Consider the following 593-nt stretch of genomic DNA (forward strand, 5'->3'; position numbering starts at 1 on the left):
TCCTACTGTTTGGGCTGGTACTAATTTGTACACTTTGCCACTTTCAGTTGTGATTGTTTCCGGTTTTAAGTCTGGTGTGTTTGTGTTGTACTCTTTACCTGTTGGACTTTGAGTTTCAGCTCTGACACTTGTCTTACCTTCAATCGCATTTCCTTCAGTATCTGTATAGTTTACTGTTACATCACCTTTTTGGAGTTCGTATTTATACGTTACTTCTGTTGGTTCAACCGTTACTTTACCTGTTTCTTTTCCTACTGTTTGGGCTGGTACTAATTTGTACACTTTGCCACTTTCAGTTGTGATTGTTTCTGGTTTTAAGTCTGGTGTGTTTGTGTTGTACTCTTTACCTGTTGGACTTTGAGTTTCAGCTTTGACACTTGTCTTACCTTCAATCGCATTTCCTTCAGTATCTGTATAGTTTACTGTTACATCACCTTTTTGGAGTTCGTATTTATACGTTACTTCTGTTGGTTCAACCGTTACTTTACCTGTTTCTTTCCTACTGTTTGGGCTGGTACTAATTTGTACACTTTGCCACTTTCAGTTGTGATTGTTTCTGGTTTTAAGTCTGGTGTGTTTGTGTTGTACTCTTT

At 37.9% G+C, this 593-nt stretch carries 1 protein-coding gene; it reads right to left on the minus strand.

Annotation, left to right across the window (positions count from 1 at the left end; all coding sequences use genetic code 11):
* On the minus strand, window positions 1-522 hold a 522-nt coding region (locus SK629_RS12775; RefSeq protein ID WP_265182590.1), incomplete at its 3' end, for a MucBP domain-containing protein.
* Window positions 523-593: the final 71 nt, after the last annotated feature.

Source organism: Streptococcus mitis (genome assembly GCF_000722695.1).
GTDB classification, from domain to species: domain Bacteria; phylum Bacillota; class Bacilli; order Lactobacillales; family Streptococcaceae; genus Streptococcus; species Streptococcus mitis_O.